Source organism: Bradyrhizobium iriomotense, from assembly GCF_018130765.1.
Taxonomy (GTDB): Bacteria; Pseudomonadota; Alphaproteobacteria; order Rhizobiales; family Xanthobacteraceae; genus Bradyrhizobium; species Bradyrhizobium iriomotense_A.
This window is the reverse complement of record NZ_JAFCJZ010000045.1, coordinates 1-18,002: the sequence shown is the minus strand read 5'-3', so window position 1 is coordinate 18,002 and position 18,002 is coordinate 1. Positions and strand designations below refer to the sequence as shown.

The 18,002-nt window shown below is 64.3% G+C and carries 18 protein-coding genes; 11 read left to right on the top strand and 7 right to left on the bottom strand.

Annotated elements, in window-relative coordinates; translation table 11 throughout:
- Window positions 1-266: 266 nt before the first annotated feature.
- Entirely contained in the window at window positions 267-1,244 is a 978-nt protein-coding gene (locus JQ635_RS38605) for an SMP-30/gluconolactonase/LRE family protein (RefSeq protein WP_211414991.1), read from the bottom strand.
- An 89-nt stretch (window positions 1,245-1,333) separates the two neighbouring features.
- On the opposite strand from JQ635_RS38605, the gene JQ635_RS38600 reads away from it, so the two are divergent.
- The 4 genes from JQ635_RS38600 to JQ635_RS38585 all read left to right on the top strand — a co-directional run bounded on the left by JQ635_RS38600 (window position 1,334) and on the right by JQ635_RS38585 (window position 4,090).
- Window positions 1,334-2,158, top strand: coding sequence for an NAD-dependent epimerase/dehydratase family protein (locus JQ635_RS38600; RefSeq protein ID WP_211414990.1), 825 nt, complete (start codon window positions 1,334-1,336; stop codon window positions 2,156-2,158).
- A 247-nt stretch (window positions 2,159-2,405) separates the two neighbouring features.
- Complete coding sequence (locus JQ635_RS38595) at window positions 2,406-2,693, top strand: hypothetical protein (protein WP_211414989.1); 288 nt, start codon at window positions 2,406-2,408, stop codon at window positions 2,691-2,693.
- 207 nt (window positions 2,694-2,900) lie between these two features.
- A complete protein-coding gene (locus JQ635_RS38590; RefSeq protein ID WP_211414988.1) occupies window positions 2,901-3,518 on the top strand; it encodes a hypothetical protein in 618 nt (205 codons plus the stop codon).
- A 170-nt stretch (window positions 3,519-3,688) separates the two neighbouring features.
- Window positions 3,689-4,090 (top strand): hypothetical protein, encoded by a 402-nt coding sequence (locus JQ635_RS38585; protein ID WP_246584046.1) that lies wholly within the window; start codon window positions 3,689-3,691, stop codon window positions 4,088-4,090.
- Between the two features lie 45 nt (window positions 4,091-4,135).
- Here JQ635_RS38585 and JQ635_RS38580 read toward each other — a convergent pair whose 3' ends face one another.
- Window positions 4,136-5,056: a hypothetical protein gene (locus JQ635_RS38580; protein WP_211414986.1), complete on the bottom strand. Its 921-nt coding sequence runs from the start codon at window positions 5,054-5,056 to the stop codon at window positions 4,136-4,138.
- Window positions 5,057-5,278: 222 nt separating this feature from the next.
- Window positions 5,279-5,956, bottom strand: coding sequence for a GntR family transcriptional regulator (locus tag JQ635_RS38575; protein ID WP_211414985.1), 678 nt, complete (start codon window positions 5,954-5,956; stop codon window positions 5,279-5,281).
- A 174-nt stretch (window positions 5,957-6,130) separates the two neighbouring features.
- On the opposite strand from JQ635_RS38575, the gene JQ635_RS38570 reads away from it, so the two are divergent.
- The 4 genes from JQ635_RS38570 to JQ635_RS38555 all read left to right on the top strand — a co-directional run bounded on the left by JQ635_RS38570 (window position 6,131) and on the right by JQ635_RS38555 (window position 10,996).
- Window positions 6,131-7,846: an IlvD/Edd family dehydratase gene (locus JQ635_RS38570; RefSeq protein WP_211414984.1), complete on the top strand. Its 1,716-nt coding sequence runs from the start codon at window positions 6,131-6,133 to the stop codon at window positions 7,844-7,846.
- 59 nt (window positions 7,847-7,905) lie between these two features.
- Window positions 7,906-8,913 carry a TRAP transporter substrate-binding protein gene (locus tag JQ635_RS38565; RefSeq protein WP_211414983.1) on the top strand — a complete coding sequence of 336 codons (1,008 nt, stop codon included), beginning with the start codon at window positions 7,906-7,908 and terminating at the stop codon, window positions 8,911-8,913.
- A gap of 167 nt (window positions 8,914-9,080) precedes the next feature.
- Window positions 9,081-9,659: a TRAP transporter small permease gene (locus JQ635_RS38560; protein ID WP_211414982.1), complete on the top strand. Its 579-nt coding sequence runs from the start codon at window positions 9,081-9,083 to the stop codon at window positions 9,657-9,659.
- Window positions 9,656-10,996, top strand: a complete 1,341-nt coding sequence (locus JQ635_RS38555) for a TRAP transporter large permease (protein ID WP_211414981.1) — start codon at window positions 9,656-9,658, stop codon at window positions 10,994-10,996. Before JQ635_RS38560 ends, JQ635_RS38555 begins: the two co-directional genes overlap by 4 nt.
- Here the strand turns inward: JQ635_RS38555 and JQ635_RS38550 are convergent.
- Window positions 10,956-11,561 (bottom strand): histidine phosphatase family protein, encoded by a 606-nt coding sequence (locus tag JQ635_RS38550; protein ID WP_211414980.1) that lies wholly within the window; start codon window positions 11,559-11,561, stop codon window positions 10,956-10,958. The genes JQ635_RS38555 and JQ635_RS38550 overlap by 41 nt on opposite strands.
- Complete coding sequence (locus JQ635_RS38545; RefSeq protein ID WP_211414979.1) at window positions 11,558-12,352, bottom strand: enoyl-CoA hydratase/isomerase family protein; 795 nt, start codon at window positions 12,350-12,352, stop codon at window positions 11,558-11,560. Before JQ635_RS38545 ends, JQ635_RS38550 begins: the two co-directional genes overlap by 4 nt.
- 225 nt (window positions 12,353-12,577) lie before the next feature.
- Between JQ635_RS38545 and JQ635_RS38540 the strand changes: the two genes are divergently transcribed.
- Window positions 12,578-13,795 (top strand): NAD(P)/FAD-dependent oxidoreductase, encoded by a 1,218-nt coding sequence (locus tag JQ635_RS38540; RefSeq protein WP_211414978.1) that lies wholly within the window; start codon window positions 12,578-12,580, stop codon window positions 13,793-13,795.
- A 161-nt stretch (window positions 13,796-13,956) separates the two neighbouring features.
- Here the strand turns inward: JQ635_RS38540 and JQ635_RS38535 are convergent, their stop codons facing one another.
- Both JQ635_RS38535 and JQ635_RS38530 read right to left on the bottom strand, forming a co-directional pair.
- Window positions 13,957-14,862: a ribokinase gene (locus tag JQ635_RS38535; protein WP_211414977.1), complete on the bottom strand. Its 906-nt coding sequence runs from the start codon at window positions 14,860-14,862 to the stop codon at window positions 13,957-13,959.
- Window positions 14,863-14,880: 18 nt separating this feature from the next.
- Window positions 14,881-15,774 (bottom strand): sugar kinase, encoded by an 894-nt coding sequence (locus tag JQ635_RS38530; protein WP_211414976.1) that lies wholly within the window; start codon window positions 15,772-15,774, stop codon window positions 14,881-14,883.
- Between the two features lie 205 nt (window positions 15,775-15,979).
- Between JQ635_RS38530 and JQ635_RS38525 the strand changes: the two genes are divergently transcribed.
- Window positions 15,980-16,828: a VOC family protein gene (locus JQ635_RS38525; RefSeq protein WP_211414975.1), complete on the top strand. Its 849-nt coding sequence runs from the start codon at window positions 15,980-15,982 to the stop codon at window positions 16,826-16,828.
- Between the two features lie 214 nt (window positions 16,829-17,042).
- Window positions 17,043-17,750 (top strand): TetR/AcrR family transcriptional regulator, encoded by a 708-nt coding sequence (locus JQ635_RS38520; protein ID WP_211414974.1) that lies wholly within the window; start codon window positions 17,043-17,045, stop codon window positions 17,748-17,750.
- Window positions 17,751-18,002 lie beyond the last annotated feature (252 nt).

The following is an 18,002-nucleotide window of genomic DNA, read 5'->3' as shown; positions in this document are numbered from 1 at the left end:
CGCCGCCCTCGCACTTCCCCGACCTCACCCAAGCCAATCGAAAAGCCTTGACTCAAAAATCCCCATATGAGGGTGGGCAAAGGAGCGTAGCGACGTGCCCACCATCGCGCGAGGAGCAAGAAGTGGTGGGCACGCTTCGCTTTGCCCACCCTACGAGACTGCGCTTACAGCAGGAAAAGAATCGTAGCCCGCATGGAGCGCAGCGGAATGCGGGGACAGTTTCCCGGATTACGCTTCGCTCCATCCGGGCTACGGGGGAGCAGCCCCTATCCCCCCAACGCGCCCTGCGTGTTCACATACAGCGCGTAGATCGACTGGCTCGCCGCCATGAACAGGCGGTTGCGCTTGACGCCGCCGAAGCAGAGATTGGCGCAGCGCTCGGGCAGCGCGATGCGGCCGATCATGACGCCGTCGGGCGCGAACACCACGACGCCGTCGAGCTCGGGATCGCCCATGCCCCAGCCGCACCAGAGATTGCCGTCGATATCGCAGCGCATGCCGTCGGGCGTGCCCGGACCCGCATCGATGTGGACGCGCTTGTTCGAAATCGTGGTGCCCTCAGGCGAAACGTCATAGGCGAGGATTTTTCGGTTGGGCACGCCGCGCGATTCCACGATGTACAGGATCTTCTCGTCCGGCGAGAAGCACAGCCCGTTCGGACCGAGCACGCCTTCGGCGACGATGGTCGCCTTGCCGGTCTGGGGATCGAGCCGGTAGACGTTCGGCTCGATCTCGGGCTCGGCCTTGTAGCCCTCGTAATTGCCGAGCAGGCCGAAGGTCGGATCGGTGAACCAGATCGAGCCATCCGATTTAACAACGACATCGTTCGGCGAGTTCAACCGCTTGCCGTTGAATTGATCCATCAACACGGTGATGCTGCCGTCATATTCGGTGCGCACCACGCGGCGCCCGCCATGCTCGCAGGTGATGAGCCGGCCCTGCCGGTCGCGCGTATTGCCGTTGGCGAAATTCGAGGGCTTGCGGAAGACCGAGACCGCGCCGGTCTCCTCCTCCCATTTGATGATGCGCTGGTTCGGGATGTCGCTGCAGAGCAGATAGCGCCCGTCGCCGAACCAGACCGGACCCTCGGCCCAGCGCAGGCCGGTCGCCAGCCGTTCCACCGCCGACAGTTTCAGCCAGTATTTTTCGAAGCGGGGATCGAGTGCGCGGATCGCCGGGTCAGGGTAATAGCTCGCCGGCCGCCAGCCTGGCCGCTCCTGGGAGCGGGACGATGCCTCATTCATGTCGGTTCTCTCGTTTCGTTCCCTCTGGACAATTCTGCTATCATTAGAGACACGTGACCGCAAATCGGTCACTAACGGCGAGGGACAACATGCCGCGTATTTTGATGACGGGAGCTTCGGGCGGAATCGGCACGAGCCTGCGTAAACTGCTGCCGCCGATCTATCCGGATCTCCTGCTCTCCGACATCAAGCCGCCGGCCGATCTCGGCGCGAACGAACAATTCAAGGCGGCGGACCTCGCCGATCTCGCGCAATGCGAGGCGATCTGCGAGGGGGTCGACGGCATCATCCATTTCGGCGGGTATTCGGTCGAAGGCAGCTGGGATCAAATCCTCCAGGCCAACATCATCGGCGGTTACAATCTGTTCGAGGCGGCATACCGCAAGGGCGTCAAGCGCGTGGTGTTCGCCTCGTCGAACCATGCCGTCGGCTTCTATCCGCGTCACCACAAGATCGGCACCGACGTCACCCCGCGCCCCGACGGGCGCTACGGCGTCAGCAAAGTGTTCGGCGAAGCGGTCGGTGCGCTCTATGCCGACAAGCACGGGCTGAAGGTGACTTGCCTGCGCATCGGCAATTTCGGCGACATGCCGCTCGACCAGCGCCGGCTCGCGATCTGGCTCAAGCCCGACGACCTCGTGCAGCTCTGCCGCATCGGGCTCGAACATCCCGACATCCATTTCGAAATCTTCTACGGCGCCTCCCTCAACGAGCGCGCCTGGTGGGACAACCACCGCGCCTACGAGTTCGGCTATCGTCCCACCGGCCGCGCCGAGGAGTTTCGCGAGCACGCGATGGCCGAGCAGGCCAAGCTGAAGTCGGATCCGGTCGGCGATTATTTCCAGGGCGGTACGTTCTGCAGCATGGAGTTCGACGCCGACCCGAGCCGGATCATCGATTGGACCAAGCGCTAAGCGTCGACGTCGGGAATGCAGGTGCGCCCTCCCGGCTCGGCTTGCGGAGCCGGGAGGGGGGCACGATCCCGGTCGGCGGAGGTTTTGAACGGCCCCTTGCGTCTAACGTCTGAATTCACACCGTAGAGTTCCGGATTTCCGTTTTCGGAAATAGGCGTTCTATTGTCGGAACACGTGAGCGTTTCTTCTATCCATTGCGTTGCGCGGACGTGACTGCCTTTTCATTCTAGCGATTGTGGAAAAGCAAATGCGCAAGATGGTTCTTTCAGGGGCCGCGGTGTTGACGGTGGTCCTCGTCGCGGCGGTATCCTGGCCCACGCCGCGCCCGGATGTGGAGCGATTCGGGGACAGTGTCTACGAAACGATCTGGTTCTGGCGCATCCCGGCCTACGCCCACAATCCAGCCTGGAGCGTGCGCTGGACGTGGAACGATCCGCTGCGCGCGCAGGCAAGATGCTGCCGGGCCACGTTGTCCGAACCGGGCTCGCAGGTTCCTCCGGCAAGTCAGGCGATCGCGCGCTTGGCAGGCAAGTAGAAGGGCCGCTGGTTATCTGGTTCCTGTTTGAAATGTCCGGCTGCATCACGCGTCGTGCCAGATCGGCGCAGATGGTTCCGGAGATAGCTCGCATTTCTCTCAAATGAGTTCCTTGCTTTAAGCTTAACCAGAAACCTAATCCTCGATTTACAGCTGCAATCTACAGTTTACCTTGTTCTTGAATCGGTCATTCAAGGACGCCAAACAATGCGCCGCTTAGCGCTCAACCCATGTTTCGTGATTGTTCTGGCGGCATCGGGTTTCAGTGCGTACGCCGACGAGAGGAAGGCCGATGGTGGCAGCGCGGCGTCGCTGGCTCCGCGTGCGAAGATCGAATGCTCGCTCAAGCGCAAGCCTGGTGAACCGCTCGATCCCCCGTCGACGGCCGCCATTCCCTCGACCGAATCCTTCGTTGCCAGCGAGTATTTCAGGGAGGACATTACGCCGGCCGCGCGCGTCAAGATTTCGTGGCTCGGCGCGACCTTCGCGCGCCGGTTCGCCGTCAAGGTCGAAACCACGGACGACACGTCTCTGCAGACTCATGTCCTGAACAATCCTGCAAATGCCGCGCGGATCGTCGATGAGCTGGGCACTCGCGCCGAGAGCAAGCTGGCCGATATCTGGTGTCTCCTGAAGCTGCAGGCCAACGGCGAAAGCGGGGTGCTGCAGACCAGCTCCGCTCCGAACCTCTTCTTTGTCCGCGATGGCACGGGCGATCTCGGCGTGGTTGATGCCCTCTGGGGTGGTGCGGGCTGGGAAATTGGAGCCAGTCCCCTCAAAAACCCGCGGGCATGGACTCCCGGCACGCGCGTCTTCTCTCACTGACATCATCTGGCCCTGGCCCCGCCTTGGGACATTGGGGACTTTCTACCCATTGATCTGGATCAACGTTGCCTTGCGGAGCTGATGCCCCAAGGAAACTAATCGCGCGACCGTAGTTCGCGGCGGAGCCTCGATCGCGGATAGCCACAGGGAGAACCGCGACAGTGAAAACAATGCCAGCCGTCGCGATGCTCGCACTGATCGTCTCAGGGCCGGCGCAGGCCGCAGCGCTCAGCGAGGCCGAAGTGACGTTCCTCGATCAGCTCGTCACCGCATCCGCGGTGCTGGAGCAGCGATGCACCGGCTACGAGGTCGATGGTAGCGGCAGCGTTCAACTCGGCGCACGGCTTCTCGGCAGTCCTGATGCGGCGATGGCGATGATCGACGCCTATGCTGCGGCCATCAAGGCCTTTGATGGCGAGAGCTACGATCCCGGAAAATTCCGCCCCGAGGTGGCCGAGGCCGCCAGAAGGACATTCAGGCGGGTCCGGACGGACTTGATCAGGAATCCGAAACGGGCCTGCACGGATCATGGTGAGATCAGCGTGGAGCGCGGCTTGCTGAGACGGTACTGAACGGTCTTTGCGCGCCCGGCGACGATTAAAGCGCGTCGGCTGACATCAGCCGCTGGGGATGTCCCGACTCATCTTTTGCAGTCGCGTGAAAGCGGCCCACGCTTTTGGATAGTCGGCGTCCTTTGCATCGATCGTGAGCAGCGCGCGGCAGGCCTCGTTGATGTCTTCCGGTGAAGGACGCATCGAGATGTTGGCCAATGACTCCGCTCGTCTCCAGCGGTCCTCGACGTCTTTCGCCAGGGCCAGTGCTTCGGACGGAATTCGTTTCCGGGTTGATCGCGCCAATGCGTGATCCGGAGGGAATGTGGGCCAGGCGGCCGGAGGCCGATCGGCTTGCCACTCACTCTCCTTGGCGCCCCCGCGGCTCGCGGACGGATTTGGCTGTCCATTTGCAGCATCAGGCGGAACGGTCTTGGCGGCGAGCTCGCGGACCTGCTGCTCTATCGTGCCGCCGGACGACGATCCGCCCGCTGAAGCTGCAGGCTTCGTCAGGGCGGGGGCAACCGACGTCTGCACGTCGGGCGCGACCTTCTGAACGGTTTTGACGACCGCCGCCACGCCGGGTGACACACCCGGCCGCTGCTGCGCGTTGTCCTCAGTGGGGCAGGGTCTGTATCCCGAACGCTGATGCGTAACTCGCCCGTCGTCATCGATGCGGGCAAAATCAATGGCCACGGTGTAGACGAAAGCGACATCGATGGAATGGCCGGACTTGTCCCTTGCCTTGACACCGCCGCAAACATACCTCGCCGCGCCGGCCTCGACTGAATGCAATGCGCTGAATTTGGCTGAGTCCGGATCGATCAGCGCATGCTTGACGGCTGCGCGCGCTTTCGAATGTTCCGAGGAGAACGTGCTGAGCAGGACGTCCGGGTTGATGAAATCAGGTTGGTAGTACCACACGTACTCCGCGGCGAAAAATGCTGCGCCGAAGGCCGTTGCGATCAGAAAACCCGGTACATTCATGGGACTGTTCCGGGTAATGGAACCCGGTATGGTTGTTATGTGTTTCTGAAACCATTTGAAATAGAGTCCTCTAACAACCGGTTAATCGGTTGAGTGATTGAGCGGAATCTACCAGAAGATTTATTTCGCCAGATTGAATGAGTGCCGCTGGGTTCCATTGTCCCGGCATCGCAGGTGCGCTCCCTCGCCCGCTTGCGGGGAGAAGCGAAGGAGTGGCCAGCGCTAGCTCTCGCCAGCAATCCTTGCCAGATAATCCGACTTGCTGAACTGCATGTGATCGACGCAGAGCTGTGCCAGCGCCCAGCTGTCGCGGCCCTTCAACAGCTCGATCATCAGCTCGTGCTGGCGCCGCGATTGCGCGAGGCCCTCGCGGTCGGCGAGGTTTTTTGCGCGCATCGGCAGCGTCAGGTTCATATAATCCTGCAGCGAGCGCACCAGATAGGGATTGCCGCAGGCGGAGAACAGCGCGAGGTGGAAGGCGTCGTTGGCCTCGTGGATGCCGCGCAGGTCCTGCACGTCGGCCTTGGCGCAATATTGCCGCTGCAGCGCGCTCAGCTCGTCGATCAGGCTTTGCGGCGCGGGCAGGGGGATCATCAGCGCGGCCTGGCGGGTCAGCATCTCCCGGACCTCGTAGATCTGCCGCACCTCCTCGGCCGAATAGTACCGTACGGTGGCGCCGACATTCTTCTCGCGGCGGACGATGCCGCGCCGCTCCGCGTCCACCAGCGCTTGGCGCACGAAGTGCCGCGATGTGCCGTAGCGCGACATCAGCGCGTCCTCGGTGAGGCGCGCGCCGGGCGCGAGGCGGCCGAAGATGATGTCCTCCTCCAGCCGCGCAACGACGTCATCAAGGTCGTCGCGCCGGACCGTCATGGCGTCTGCGGTGCGAATGTCGGACATGCCCTCAGCCTCCCGGCTTCCAGCCGGTCCTGACTGTGGAGCAGGGAAGGTGGGGATTGTCAATAATCTGGTCGTTTGGCGGTGCCGCGATCCAGATGATTGCAGTGCAGGCGGCTATCTTATTGACAATCAGGGGGCAGGCTGTACCACAATGGCAACTTCAGGAGTGGCATGATGACGAGTGGTTTGCGCAAGGGTCTGACGAGCTATGGCGATGCCGGCTTCTCGCTGTTCCTGCGCAAGGCGTTCATCAAGGCCATGGGCTATTCCGACGATGCGCTGGAGCGCCCGATCGTCGGCATCACCAACACCTATAGCGACTACAATCCCTGCCACGGCAACGTTCCGCAGATCATCGAAGCCGCCAAGCGCGGCGTGATGCTGTCGGGCGCCATGCCGTTCGTGTTCCCGACCATCTCGATCGCCGAGAGCTTTGCGCATCCGACCTCGATGTATCTGCGCAATCTGATGGCGATGGACACCGAGGAGATGATCCGCGCCCAGCCGATGGACGCGGTGATCGTGATCGGCGGCTGCGACAAGACTCTTCCCGCACAGGTGATGGCCGCGATCAGCGCCGACCTGCCGACCGTGGTCATTCCGGTCGGACCCATGGTGGTCGGCCATCACAAGGGCGAGGTGCTGGGCGCCTGCACCGACTGCCGCCGGCTGTGGGCGAAATATCGCGCCGGCGACATGGACGACGCCGAGATCGAGGCCGTCAACGGCCGTCTCGCTCCGTCTGTCGGCACCTGCATGGTGATGGGCACGGCTTCGACCATGGCCTGCATGATCGAGGCCATGGGCCTGTCGCTGCCGATGAGTGCGACGATCCCCGCGCCGCACGCCGAGCGTTTTCGTCTGGCTGAAGCCAGCGGCAAGGTTGCCGCCGAGATGGCCAAGACCAAGGGCCCGAAGCCGAGCGAACTCCTGACGCCGGCGTCGTTCAAGAACGCACAGGTCGTGCTCCAGGCCATCGGCGGCTCGACCAACGGCCTGATCCATCTGACCGCGATGGCGCATCGCTCGCCGCACCGGCTCGACCTCGGCGCGTTCGACCAGATCGGCCGCGAGGTGCCGGTGCTGGTCGATCTCAAGCCGTCCGGCGAGCACTACATGGAGCATTTCCATCACGCCGGCGGCGTGCCGAAATTGCTGGCGCAGCTCGGCGAACTCATCGATCTCGACGCGAAGACCATCACCGGCCAGACGCTGCGCGAGGTCGCGGCGAATGCCGAGGACGTGCCCGGCCAGGACGCCATCCGTCCGCGCGACAATCCGATCAAGAAGGAAGGGGGCCTTGCCATCCTGCACGGCAATCTCGCCCCGCGTGGCGCGGTCATCAAGCAGTCGGCCGCGAGCCCGAAACTGTTGCAGCACACCGGGCGTGCGGTGGTGTTCGAATCCGTCGAGGACATGACCTTGCGAGTCGACGATCCCGATCTCGACGTCACCGCCGACGACGTGCTGGTGCTGCGCAATGCCGGCCCGAAGGGTGCGCCCGGCATGCCCGAGGCGGGCTATCTGCCGATCCCGAAGAAGCTCGCGCGCGGCGGCACCAAGGACATGGTGCGCATCTCCGATGCGCGCATGAGCGGCACCGCCTTCGGCACCATCGTGCTGCACATCACCCCGGAATCCGCCGTCGGCGGGCCGCTGGCGCTGGTGAAGAACGGCGACATGATCAGCCTGGATGTGGCCAAACGCAGCATCGAGCTGCTGGTCGACGCCACCGAGCTGGAGCGTCGGCGCGCCGCCTTGAAGCCGGCCGCTGCGACTGAAGAGACACGGCGCGGCTACGCCTGGCTGTTCAACGAGACCATTATGCAGGCCGACGAGGGCTGCGATTTCGACTTCATGCAGAGGACTGGGAAGACCGAAAAGGGCTGATAGCAAGCGAACGAACGCTCAGACCGCACAAGCGGCGGGCGATAAAACAGGGGGAAACGATGATTGCGCGATCCATGCCGAGATTCTTACATGGGTTGGTGGCTGCGGCCGCCATGCTGTTCGTCACGGGGGCCGGAGCACAGGAGGTGAAGCATTATCGCTTCGCCTACGACCAGCCGCGCAACACCGGCTATGCCATCGCAGGTGACCTCTTCGCCGACAAGCTCAAGGAATTGAGCAAGGGCACCATGATCATCGACCAGTATCCCGGCGCGCAGCTCGGGCAGGAGCCGCAGGTGCTTCAGCTCGTGAAGGCCGGTGACGTCGAATTCGCCATCATCTCCTCCGCCAACACCGCGACGATCTCGCCGCAGGCCGGCGTGATGTCATTGCACTTCCTGTTCCGCGATGAGAACCACGTGATCAAGGGCCTCGCCGATCCCCGCGTGTTCGAGGCGCTGAGGACCATGATCGACGAGACCACGCAGGGCCTGCACGTGATCGCAACCGGCTCGCAGGGCGTGCGCCACATGTACTCCAAGAAGGAGATCCACAATGTCGGCGACGTCAAGAGCCTGAAGGTCCGCGTGCAGGCGACCGCGACCGAGGACACCATGTTCCCGGCCTACGGCGCCCAGACCGTGCACATGCCGTTCGGCAGCGTCTACACCAGCTTGCAGACCGGCGTCGTCGACGTCGCCGAGAACAGCATCAACGTCTACCTCGTCAACAAGCATTACGAGGTCGCCCCCGTCCTCAACATCACCGAGCACGAAGCCAACAACGCCCTGGTGTTCATCTCCGACAAGCTCTGGCAGAGTCTCTCCGCCGAGCAGAAGGGGTGGGTGCAGACCGCGGCCAACGAGATCAGCTCGAAGGAGCCGGCGAAGGCGTTCGAGCTCGAACGCACCGCGGCCGACAAGCTGAAGAAGATGGGCGTGAAGATCGTCGACAACGTCGACAAGAAAACCTTCACGGTGATCGCCGATCCCTATCTCGACAAGCTCGCCAAGGATCTCGGCCCGCACGCCGAGAAGATCAAGAATTTGATCCGGTCGATCAATTAGGCCGACGGCAGACGGTGCGCTCCCTCTCCCGCTTGCGGGAGAGGGTCGGGGAGAGGGTGCCTCCACATTGGGACAATCTCCCAGAGGAAAGAACCCTCACCCGCCGCTGCGCGGCGACCTCTCCCGCAAGCGGGAGAGGTGAAACCAACCCGCAGCCGGGAGCAACAATGGCCATCGCCGACAAACTGCTCGTGCAACGCCAACGCCACCTGAAATGGCGCGCGCTCGACTGGCTCGAGCTTGCGCTGATGATCCTCTGCGGCGCGCTCTGCTTCGGCTTCTCGCTGTCGGTGACCGCCGACATCGTCACCCGCACCATCGGCCATCCCTGGCTGTGGTTGCAGGAGGTGACCTCGACGCTGTTCATCTACGCGATCTTCATCGGCACGGCGGCCGCGACGCGGCGCAACGACCACCTCTATCTCACCGCCATCTCCGAGGCGATGCATGGCACGCCGCGGCTGATCGTCGAGGTGATCATCCGCCTCGTCGTGCTCGGCGTCGCCTTCTGCCTGATCTGGTACGGCTATCAGAACTATCTGCGCGGCTTCGGCAGCTTCCGCCTGCCGTCGGGCACGCCGATCGCTTCGCTCTATGCGATCATCCCGCTCTCGGGCGTGCTGATCGGCCTTTTCACCATCGAGCAGCTCGTCAACGGCCTGCGCAACGGCTTTGACCATCCCGAGCCGCCCGAGGAAGATGCTGCGCCAGGTCTCACCGAGGCACAGATGAGGGCGCAGCCGTGAGCGCACCTGTCGTCCTGGCGCTGATGTCGATCTGCTTCCTCTCCTTCGGCTATCTCGGCGTGCCCGTGCCGTTCTCGCTGATGGCCGGCGTCTTCATCGGCGCGATCCTCTCCGACGTCTCGCTCGCCGCCATCATCCAGAAGATCTTCGACGGCGTCGATTCCGAGGCGTTGCTGGCGATCCCGTTCTTCCTCTTGGTCGGCGAGCTCATGAGCTCGGCTAATGTGGTCGTACGAATAGCCAACCTGTCGGTGTCCCTGGTCGGGCATATCAGGGGTGGGCTGTCGCAGGTCGTGGTCGTCTTCAGCATGTTCTTCTCGGAAATGTCCGGCTCGACCACCGCCGACGTCGCGGTGATGAGCCGCGCGCTGGGCGGCCCAATGAAGCGCGAGGGCTATGAGCCCGCTTTCATCGCCGCCATCATCGCCTCCGCCTCGACGATTGCGGCACTGGTGCCGCCGAGCATCACGGCGGTGGTCTATGGCGCGGTCGGCAATGTCTCGATCGCCGGCCTGTTCATGGCGGGCGTCGTGCCGGGCCTGATGATCGGCTTCGGCCTGATGATCTACTGCTATTTCTTCGGCCCATCCGGCCTGCGCAAGCCGCGCGCGCCGCTGCGGCAGGTGGTGTTCGCGGCGGGTGATGCGGCTCTGCCGCTGATGATCCCGGTGATCCTGCTGGGCGGCATCCTCACCGGCTGGTTCACGCCGACGGAGGCCGGCGTCGTCGCCGTGGTCTGGATCATCCTAGTCGTGATCCCCGCGCTCAACCGCGGCCACTTCAGGAAGATTCCATATGATTTCTGTCTCGCCGGCCTGATCTTCTCGCTGCCGCTGATCACGATCGGCGCCGCCAACGCCTTCGGCTGGATGCTCGCCTATTTGCGCGGCGCGACCTACATCGCCGAGATGATCACCTCGATTGCCGGCAACGACCCGCATCTGATCATGCTGCTGATGGTGCTGCTGTTCACCGTGGTCGGCGACTTCATCGAGCCAGTCCCCACCATCATCATCTTCATGCCGCTGGTCAACGCGCTGACGGAGGCCGGCGACATCAACGGCGTCCACATGGGCGTGGTGCTGATCGCAACGCTCGCCTTCGGCCTGATCACGCCGCCTTACGGGCTCGTCTTGCTGATGGCCTCGAAATTCGTCGGCATCAGTTTTGCCAAGGCGCTGCGTGCGGCGCTGCCGATCTACGTGGTCTTCTTCACCACCATCGCGTTCGCGATCTATTTCCCGAGCGTGGTGCTGTGGCTGCCGCGGCACGTGCTCCCGGAATCGGTCGGCTGCTTCAAGTCGCCGGCGGGGACGGGCTATATCTGTCCGCAATAGCGACCTGCTCGATCCGCCATTGTGCCTGCTCGCGCACGTAACGGAACGGCGTGCCGTGGCTGTTCTTGAAATAGCTGCCGCACAGCGCGTTTGCCATTCCTTGCATCACCGCGTCGTGGCAGACGAACAGGAGGTTGTCGTCAGGATGACGCGCGAGCCATGCGGAGACGCAGGCCAGCGACCGTGCGGCCATGGCATCCCAGCGCTCGCCGTCCGCAGGCAGGATCGAAACGAGGCCCGTCGCCGACGTGACGCCGTGCTTGATCATGAGGTCGCGGACGGGCAGGCCCTCGAAGCTGCCGAAATCGAACTCGATGATGCCGTCGTCGATCGCGAGCGGCACCGAGATCGCATCCGCGATGATCTCGGCCGTTCGCGCTGCGCGCACCAGCGGGCTTGCGACGATGCGGCTGATGCCGGCGCCGCGCAGCATCTCCACGGCCTCGTGCGCTTGCCGAAGGCCGTCCTCGTTCAGCGGATTGTCGGTGCGACCCTGGAACAGCCCCTTGCGATTCCAGTCGGTCGCGCCGTGACGCAGGCCGTAGAAACTGCGCTCGGGTATCACTTCGACTTGCTCGTGAACTTCTTCACGGCGGTGCGGAACGCCTCCGTGTTCATGGCCATGATGATCTTGTGCTCCTCGGCATCCAGCTGCTGCTTCACCGGCGTGGCGGCGGCCTGGTACACCAGTTGCTTGGTGCCGGCGATCGCCGCCGGCGGGTTCTGCGCCAGCCGCTCGGCGAGTTGTCGCGTCGCCGCCTTCAGCTCGGTCGCGGGAACGGTCTTGGCGACGAGACCCCATTCATAGGCCTGCTGCGCGGTAAAATTGTCCTCGGCGAGAAAGATCTGCAGCGCGCGGCGCGAGCCGACCGTGCCGACGATCCCGACCGTCGAGCCGCCGTCCGGCGACACCCCGATCTTGGCATAGGCCGGCGTGAACTTGGCATCCTCGGCGGCGATGCAGAGGTCGGTGACGAAGGCGAGGCCCATGCCGGCACCGGCGGCCGAACCGTGCACGCTGGACAGCGAGATCTTCGGCATCCGCCTGACGATCTCGATGAAGGCGTGATAGTGCTTGAGCAGCTCGCCGACGACGGGCGTCACCGTGTTGGCCTCAGCCGCGGCCCCAATCGTCTGCAAATCGCCGCCGGCCGAGAAGGCGCGGCCCTCGCCCTCGATCACCAGAACCCTGATGGCGTCGTCGCCTTCGATATAGGCCGCTAGCTGCTCAAGCTTCTGCGCGATCGGAAGGTTGATCGAGTTGAACGCTGTGGGGCGGTTGAGCGTGATGGTTGCAATCGGGCCGTCGATCCGCAGCAGGGCGGGATCATCGGGCTTTGAGACGGGAGCTGGCATCTTGAAATCCCCGGCAAGAGGTTCGTTGCTGCAACTAAATCGCAGAAGGCGAGGGGAGACAATCCCCGGTCGCTCTTGCGCCGGACGGAACGATAGGCTCAAATGGGTCCGCCTTTGCCAAGGGACGGACACGAGCGCCGGCTCCTCGAAAGGTCAGCAAACCAAAATCAGCGAGAGAGGAGACGACATGGGTCACGCTCGTGTCTCCGGAAATGGGCTGCCCCAATGACTGGCCCGGTGATCATCGTCGGTGCCGGTCATGGCGGCTACCAGGTGGCGGCATCCCTGCGCCAGGCGGGTTTTTCCGACCGCGTCTGCCTGATCAATGACGAGGCGCATCTGCCCTACCAGCGGCCGCCGCTGTCCAAGGGCTACATCAAGGGCTCGGCGGGCCCGGACAGCCTGATGTTCCGCCCCGAGAAGTTTTACCTGGACCAGAAGATCGAGCTGATCTCGGGGCGCGCCGTGTCGATCGACCGCGCCGGGCACAAGGTGCTTCTCGCGTCCGGCGAGACGCTGCCTTACGGCCACCTCGTGCTGGCAACCGGCGCGCGCAACCGGCTGCTGGACCTGCCCAACGCCAATCTGCCCGATGTGAAATATTTGCGCATCCTCGACGACAGCGAGGCGCTGCGGGCGATCATGCCGTCGAAGAAGCGGGCGGTGATCATCGGCGCCGGCTTCATCGGCCTCGAATTTGCCTCCACCGCGCGGATCAAGGGCCTCGAGGTCGACGTGCTCGAGCTCGCCCCGCGGGTGATGGCGCGCGCGGTGACGACCGAGGTCTCCGAATATTTCCAGGAACGCCATCGCGAGGCCGGCATCCGCATTCATCTCGGCGTGCAGGCAACCTCCATCGAAGCGGAGGGCGGCAAGGTCACTGGCGTCTCCTTGAGCGACGGCCGGCATCTGCCCGCCGACCTCGTCGTGGTCGGCGTCGGCGTGCTTCCGAATATCGAACTCGCGGCTGAGGCGGGGCTGCAGGTCGCCGCCGGCATCATCGTCGACGAATATCTGTCGACGGTTGATCCTGACATCTCGGCGATCGGCGACTGCGCGCTGTTCGCAAGCCCGCGCTTCGGTAGCTCGCTGCGGCTGGAATCGGTGCAGAACGCCACCGACCACGCCCGCTGTCTCGCCGCGCGGCTGACCGGCGACAAGAAGCCGTACGACAGCCATCCCTGGTTCTGGAGCGACCAGGGCGACGACAAGCTCCAGATCGCCGGCCTCACCACCGGCTACGACCGCGTCGTGCTGCGCGGCGATCCCGCGAAGAAGGCGTTTTCCGCATTCTGCTATCACGGCGACAGGCTGCTCGGCATCGAGTCCATCAACCGCGCCGGCGATCATATGTTCGGGCGCCGGCTGCAGGCCATGGACCGCTCGATCACGCCGGAGCAGGCCGCGGACGAGAGCTTTGATTTGAAGAGCGCGCTGGCGTGAGTCTCTTCTCCCTCGCCCCGTTCTTACGGGGAGAGGGCAGGGGTGAGGGGCCCTTTCCCCAGATGAGATGATAGCGAGACCTGTACCCCCTCACCCGGATTGCATCTGCGATGCAATCCGACCTCTCCCCGCAAGCGGGGCGAGGTGAAGAAGCGCCGCGCCTATAAAACCGCCGCAACCTCCGCCGCCGTCGGCATCGACGGCCCGGCGCCCATGCGCTGAACGGAGATCGATGCCGCTGCGTTGGCGAAGGTCAGCGCAGCGCGCAAAGCAACGCCGTCGGCCAGCTGCGCCGCGAGCGCACCGACGAAGCAATCGCCGGCGCCGGTGGTGTCCACCGCCTTCACCACACGGCCGGGCACGGAAATCTCGTCGCGCCCCGCCAGCGCCAGCACGCCGCGCTTGCCGAGCGTGACGCAGATGGTCTGGTCTTCGCGCGCCTGAAGTTTTCGCGCGACCTCGATGATGCGCGCGGCTGTATCGTCTGCAGACAACTCCACGCCTGCGAGGAAGCCGAGCTCGGTCTCGTTCAGCACGAGGATGTCGACCAGCGCGAGCAGCTCGGTGGACATCTTCTGTGCGGGAGCCGGGTTGAGCACGGTCGTGGCCCCGGCCTCACGCGCCCGCGCAAAGAACGCGGCAATCGTCGGCAGCGGGATCTCGAACTGGCTGACGGCAACATCGCCCTTCGCCAGCGGAACGGCCACGACGTCCTCCGCGCGGACCAGCGCGTTGCTGCCGGGAATGACGACGATCGTGTTGTCGGACTCGGCGATCGTGATGATCGCGGTACCGGTATGCGTGTCGGCCTCGTGCACCGAGCCGAGATCGATGCCCTGAGCGCCCAGGAATGTCCTCAGCTCGGCGCCGAAGGAGTCCTTGCCCAGCCGCCCGATCAGCGTCGTCCGCGCGCCGAGCCGCGATGCCGCCACCGCCTGGTTCGCGCCCTTGCCACCCGGAAAATACAGCACCTGCTTGCCGGCCACGGTCTCGCCGACGCGTGGATGGCGATCGGCCGTCGCCACCACGTCCATGTTGATGCTGCCGGCGACGAAGACGCGCCCCATAACGTCCCCTTGCGAAGTCTAGACTCGAACCTCGAACTCGTGCCTGACCTTGGCGATGTCGACAAGCGTCGGCAGGCCGGCCTCATTGCCGAGGCGCTGGATCTTGTAGGTCGAGGCGGCGCGCGCGAAGTCAAAATGCTCGCGCCAGCTTTTGCCGGGGTGAGCAAGATAGGAATAGACATAGGCGCCATGGAACACGTCGCCGGCGCCGTTGGTGTCGATCACGCGCTCGCGCGGAATCGGCATCGCCGGCATGATCTCGACCGCGCCGGTCTCGTTGTACCAGAGCAGGCCCTTCTCACCCATGGTGACGCCGCCGATCTTGCAGCCGCGGCTCTTCAAATAGTCCAGCATCTTCTCCGGCGTCAGGTCCATCTGCTCGCACAGGCGCTCGGCAACGATGGCGACGTCGATGAATTCCAGGAGCTCATGCGTGTTGGTGCGCAGGCCGCCGCCGTCGAGCGAGGTCAGGATGCCGGCCTCGCGGCAGACCTTTGCATAGTGGATCGCGGCGTCGGGCTGATGGCCGTCGATATGCAGCGCGCGGCAATTGCCGAGATTGAGGATCGGGAACGGATGGATGTGGGAATCGTCGCGGCAGCGGACGATGGCGCGCTTGCCGTCCTTGGGCATGATGAAGGACAGCGAAGACTGGTTCACCTTCCGCGCATGCAGCGAGATCGCGTATTTCGCGCACATGTCCTGGAACATGCGTCCCAGCCAGTCATTGGCGGCGGTGGCGATCAGGTCCGGCACGATGCCGAGCTTGGCGCAGCAGAACGCCGCCGTCACCGCATTGCCGCCGAAGGAAACCGCGTAGTCGGTTGCCACGTGCTTTTCGTCGCCGGTCGGCATGTGGTCGGTGATGAAGACGACGTCGATATAGGTCTGTCCGATAAAGAGAGCCTGCATTGGTTGTCCGTGATGCGCTGGGTGGTCCCGACCGGCTACTTACCTTAGCACCGCTTCCGCGGGAGCCAAAATATTCGCAAAGTCATGGCGATAGGCGCTTGAGGTCGGCCTGGGGGCGGAATACGACCGTGGCTGGGCGAGCTGCCCGGGCAGGGCCAACGGCCTCACCGGCGCTTCGGTTCCGGCCCGTAGCGGAGGAGGGAACATGATCACCGGCCTCGATCACGTCGTCGCTCTGGTCAGGGATATCGGTGCGGCCAAGGCGGCCTATCAGACGCTGCTCGGACGCGCGCCGGCCTGGCAGAACTCGGGCGAGGGCGCCGACCGGGTGCTGTTCACCCTCGAGAACATGACGATCGAACTGATGGCGCCGAGCGGCTTCAGCGTCACCGCCGACCGCATGCGCGCGCTGCTCGACGACCAGGAGGGTGTGCTCGCCAGCCTGTGCTTTCGTGTCGCAGACATGGGCAAGATGCACCGCCGGCTGGAGCGCGTGGCCTTGAGGCCTGATCCGGTCGCCGAGGTCGAAAGCAGCGATGCCGCGACCGACGCCGTCCTGCACTGGAAGCGCACCCGCGCCGCCACGGAGCTCACGCGCGGCGTACGCATGTTCTTCCTCGAGCTCGCCGAGGAGCGCCCAAAGTCGGTCGCGACCGACATCGCGCCGATCGACGGACTCGATCATGTCGTGATCACCACCGAGGATTCCGAGCGCGCCGCCGCGCTCTACGGCGCGCGGCTCGGGCTCGATCTTGCGCTCGACCGCTCGCACCAGGATTGGGGCCAGCTGATGTTCTTCCGCTGCGGCGACCTCATCGTCGAGGTGGTGCGCCGGCCCGTCGCGGGCGGCGATGCCGCGCATGACCGGCTCTGGGGCCTGAGCTGGCGCGTCGCCGACATCGACGCCACCCGCGCCCGCCTGATCGCGGCCGGCCTCGACGTCACCGAGGTCCGCAACGGCCGCAAGCCGGGCACGCGGATCATGACGGTGCGGAACGGGACGTGCGGCATCCAGACGGTGCTGCTGGAGCGCTCGCCGAAGCCGGTGGATTGAGGCGCGCCGCTTTCTCCGTTCGAAGACTCCCGTAGGGTGGGCAAAGCGAAGCGTGCCCACGTCTTGCCCACGTGATGCGAAGGCGTGGGCACGGCGCAAGCGCGCCTTTGCCCACCCTACGAAACCTGCTTGCTTGGCTTTCGCCGTCGCGAAACTATGCGGCGGCCCACCCGCGTGGTACATGGCATACCGAGACCACCCAGCGAGCACCGGTTTGGCGAAGGCAAAGCGAACTCTGAAATGGCAGCGCGACCCCGAGGGGATGCGGCTGCGCATTCTCGAAGCCGCCAAGCAGGAGTTTTCCGCCCACGGGCTCGCCGGCGCCCGCGTCGACCGCATCGCGGCCAAGGCCGGCGCCAACAAGCGCATGCTGTACTACCACGTCGGCAACAAGGACGAGCTGTATCTGGCGGTGCTCGAGGGCGCCTATGACAAGATCCGCAGCGAGGAGCGGGGGCTCGATCTCGAGCATCTCGATCCGCCCGAGGCGATCCGCCGCCTGATCGAGTTCACCTGGAACTACTTCCTGCGCAACCCCGAATTCCTGTCGCTGCTCCAGACCGAGAACCTCGCGCGCGCAAAGCACCTGAAGAAATCGACCAAGGTCAAGTCAATGCACTCGCCCTTCGTCGAGATGATCCGCACGGTGGTGCGGCGCGGCGTCGAGTCCGGCGACTTCCAGGTCGCGGTCGACCCGGTGCAGCTCTACATCTCGATTGCGGCGCTCAGCTTCTTCTATCTCTCGAACTCGGCGACCCTCAGCGTGATCTTCGGCCGCGATCTGCTGGACAAGAAGGCCAAGGACGAGCGTTTGGCCCACATGGCGGGCCTGGTGCTCGCTGCGCTGACGGGGCGGTCGTCTGAGCTGTTCGAGATCGCCAAGGCGCCGAAGTCGCGCAGCGCGGTGGCGCAGACGGTGTAGCGGAGCGGCTCCCGCGCAAAGCATCATAGGTTCGTAGCCCGGGTGAGCGAAGCGACACCCGGGACAGCGGTCCCGCATGTCGCTTCGCTCATGCGGGCTACGCTGCTGTGTAGCGCTGCGGCTCGTCGCGTCGCTTGACGCGATATCTCTCCCCATCGTCGTCCCGGCGAACGCCCTAGGGCATGCACGTATCTAGTGCGGCGGATTGACTCGGGTTGGCCACAGGGGATTCCAGAATCGGAAGTCTGTGTG

Bases quoted from the DNA above. Each gene is read 5' to 3' on its own strand.
- JQ635_RS38605 (WP_211414991.1), bottom strand. From the start codon at position 1,244: ATGAATGAGGCATCGTCCCGCTCCCAGGAGCGGCCAGGCTGGCGGCCG.
- JQ635_RS38600 (WP_211414990.1), top strand. From the start codon at position 1,334: ATGCCGCGTATTTTGATGACGGGAGCTTCGGGCGGAATCGGCACGAGC.
- JQ635_RS38595 (WP_211414989.1), top strand. From the start codon at position 2,406: ATGCGCAAGATGGTTCTTTCAGGGGCCGCGGTGTTGACGGTGGTCCTC.
- JQ635_RS38590 (WP_211414988.1), top strand. From the start codon at position 2,901: ATGCGCCGCTTAGCGCTCAACCCATGTTTCGTGATTGTTCTGGCGGCA.
- JQ635_RS38585 (WP_246584046.1), top strand. From the start codon at position 3,689: ATGCCAGCCGTCGCGATGCTCGCACTGATCGTCTCAGGGCCGGCGCAG.
- JQ635_RS38580 (WP_211414986.1), bottom strand. From the start codon at position 5,056: ATGAATGTACCGGGTTTTCTGATCGCAACGGCCTTCGGCGCAGCATTT.
- JQ635_RS38575 (WP_211414985.1), bottom strand. From the start codon at position 5,956: ATGTCCGACATTCGCACCGCAGACGCCATGACGGTCCGGCGCGACGAC.
- JQ635_RS38570 (WP_211414984.1), top strand. From the start codon at position 6,131: ATGACGAGTGGTTTGCGCAAGGGTCTGACGAGCTATGGCGATGCCGGC.
- JQ635_RS38565 (WP_211414983.1), top strand. From the start codon at position 7,906: ATGATTGCGCGATCCATGCCGAGATTCTTACATGGGTTGGTGGCTGCG.
- JQ635_RS38560 (WP_211414982.1), top strand. From the start codon at position 9,081: ATGGCCATCGCCGACAAACTGCTCGTGCAACGCCAACGCCACCTGAAA.
- JQ635_RS38545 (WP_211414979.1), bottom strand. From the start codon at position 12,352: ATGCCAGCTCCCGTCTCAAAGCCCGATGATCCCGCCCTGCTGCGGATC.
- JQ635_RS38540 (WP_211414978.1), top strand. From the start codon at position 12,578: ATGACTGGCCCGGTGATCATCGTCGGTGCCGGTCATGGCGGCTACCAG.
- JQ635_RS38535 (WP_211414977.1), bottom strand. From the start codon at position 14,862: ATGGGGCGCGTCTTCGTCGCCGGCAGCATCAACATGGACGTGGTGGCG.
- JQ635_RS38530 (WP_211414976.1), bottom strand. From the start codon at position 15,774: ATGCAGGCTCTCTTTATCGGACAGACCTATATCGACGTCGTCTTCATC.
- JQ635_RS38525 (WP_211414975.1), top strand. From the start codon at position 15,980: ATGATCACCGGCCTCGATCACGTCGTCGCTCTGGTCAGGGATATCGGT.